Raw genomic sequence first — 2,622 nt, 5'->3', positions numbered from 1 at the left:
CTCCTCCATCTCCGGCCTCACCGGTTCGCGGTGGCTGGCCCACTACACCGCCACCAGCGGCTACCTGGACGCCCTGGCGTACGCGCGGCACGTGATGGGATTGTCGGCGACGACGGTCAACTGGGGACTGTGGAAATCCCTGTCCGACGCCGAGCACCAATTCGGCCAGGTCAGCATGGGTTCGGGGCTGGTGCCCATGAACGACGAGGTCGCCATCGGCGCTCTGCCGCGGGCCATGAGCCCCGCCGCAGGCGTGCATTCCATTGTGGTAGAAGCGGATTGGCCACTGCTCGCGGCCGCCTACCGCACCCGCGGCGCGCTGCACATCGTCGACGACCTGCTTCCGGTGCCCGGCGAAACCGCCATGCCCGCAAGCGAATTCCGCGTCGGCCTGAGTAAGTGCCCGCCCGAACGCCGCCACGACATGCTGCTGGACCACGTCGGGTTGCTGGCGGCCGGGGTGATGGGGCTACCACCCAGCGAGTCGCTGGATCCCTCGATCGGCTTCTTCCAGCTCGGAATGGACTCCCTGATGAGCGTCACGCTGCAGCGCGCGTTGTCGGACAGTCTCGGTGAATTCCTGCCGGCTTCGGTGATCTTCGACTACCCGACCGTGTACAGCCTCACCGACTACTTGGCGACGATGCTGCCCGAACTCGCCGAACCGGATGCCGAACCCGCCTCCGACGTCTACGACGAACTCACCGAAGCCGAGTTGTTGGAACACCTTTCGGAACGACTCAGAGGAACGCGATGACCACCTCGACACCGGACCGCCGGGCGATCATCACCGAGGCGCTGCACAAGATCGACGATCTGAGCGCCCGGCTGGAGATCGCCGAGAAGGCCGGCACCGAGCCGATCGCGGTGATCGGGATGGGCTGCCGGTTGCCCGGCGGGGTGGACAACCCGGACCAATTCTGGGAATTGCTGCGCGACGGGCGAAGCGGCATCGTGCCGGTGCCGCCCGAGCGCTGGGACGCGGACGCCCTGTACACCGACGACCACACCGTGCCGGGAACCATCTGCAACCGCGAAGGCGGCTTCCTTTCCACTTGGCAGCCGGACGAATTCGACGCCGAGTTTTTCTCCATCACCCCACGCGAGGCGGCGGCGATGGATCCACAACAGCGGCTGTTCCTCGAGGTGGCCTGGGAGGCGCTGGAAGACGCGGGGATTCCGCCGCATACCATCCGCGGCACCCAGACCTCGGTGTACGTCGGTGTGACGGCCTACGACTACATGCTCACGCTCTCCGAGGCGATGCGACCCGAGGAGCTCGACGCCTACGTCCTGACGGGCAACTCCGCCAACTTCGCCGCGGGCCGGATGGCGTACCTGCTCGGCGCACGCGGCCCGGCGATGGTCCTCGACACGGCGTGCTCGTCGTCGCTGGTGGCGATTCACCTGGCCTGCCAGAGCCTGCGCTGGAACGAAAGTGACACGGCCTTGGTCGGCGGCACCAACCTGCTGCTGAGCCCCGGCACCAGCATCGCCTGCTCACGGTGGGGCATGTTGTCGCCCGCGGGGCAGTGCAAGACGTTCGACGCCGACGCCGACGGCTACGTGCGCAGCGAGGGCTGCGGGGTGGTCGTGCTCAAGCGGCTGTCCGACGCGCAACGCGACGGCAATCGCATCCTCGCCGTGGTTCGCGGTTCGGCCGTCAACCAGGACGGCGCCAGCAGCGGCGTCACCGTTCCCAACGGCCCCGCGCAGCAGGCGCTGCTTCGGCAGGCGCTGACCTCGGCCAAGTTGACCCCGGCCGAGATCGACTACATCGAGGCGCACGGGACGGGCACGCCGCTCGGCGACCCGATCGAACTCGATTCCCTGAGCAAGGTTTTCGCCGACCGCGAGGGCCGCGCGCCGCTGGTGCTGGGGGCGGTCAAGACCAATCTCGGTCACCTGGAGGCGGCGGCCGGCATCACCGGGTTCATGAAGACGGTGCTGGCCGTCCGCAACGGTCGCATCCCGCGCAACCTGAACTTCCGCGAGCTCACGCCCCACGCCAGCGAGGACGTGTCGCGGCTGACGATCACCACCGAAGACATGGAGTGGCCGGAGAGCGGGCAGCCCCGCCGGGCCGGCGTGTCGTCGTTCGGCGTGAGCGGGACTAACGCGCATGTCGTGATCGAGCAAGCGCCGGAAGTCATTCCGGACCGCCGTGGCTCAGAGCCGGCGGTGTCGACGTTGGTGGTGTCGGGCAGGACTCCGCAGCGGGTGGCCGCGACGGCCTCGGTGCTGGCCGACTGGCTGGACGGTCCGGGCGCCACGCTGCCGCTGGCCGGCGTGGCGCACACCCTCAACCATCACCGGGCCCGGCACGCCGCGTTCGCCACGGTGGCCGCCGTCGATCGGGACCAGGCGGTCGCGGGGTTGCGCGCGCTGGCGGCCGGTGAGCCGGCCACCGGCCTGGTGGGTTGCCGCGAGGGCGCGGTCGGGCCGGGCACGGTGTTCGTCTACTCCGGGCGCGGGTCGCAATGGGCCGGCATGGGCCGCCGGCTGCTCGCCGACGAGCCGGCCTTCGCCGCGGCGGTCGACGAGTTGGAGCCCGATTTCGTTGCCCAGGCCGGGTTTTCGCTGCGCGAGGTGATCGCCACCGGCAGCGAACTGGTCGGCATC

General features: G+C 69.5%; 2 protein-coding genes. Both read left to right on the top strand.

Features of this window, described 5'->3' with window-relative positions; genetic code table 11:
• Positions 1–757: beta-ketoacyl reductase (locus tag A9X03_RS24870; protein ID WP_156746666.1), on the top strand; the 757-nt coding region annotated here is incomplete at its 5' end.
• Positions 754–2,622: type I polyketide synthase (locus A9X03_RS24865; protein WP_156746665.1), on the top strand; the 1,869-nt coding region annotated here is incomplete at its 3' end. The genes A9X03_RS24870 and A9X03_RS24865, both read left to right, overlap by 4 nt.

Source organism: Mycobacterium sp. E1715 (assembly GCF_001667625.1).
Taxonomy (GTDB): Bacteria; Actinomycetota; Actinomycetes; order Mycobacteriales; family Mycobacteriaceae; genus Mycobacterium.
This window is presented reverse-complemented; position numbering and strand designations above follow the sequence as displayed.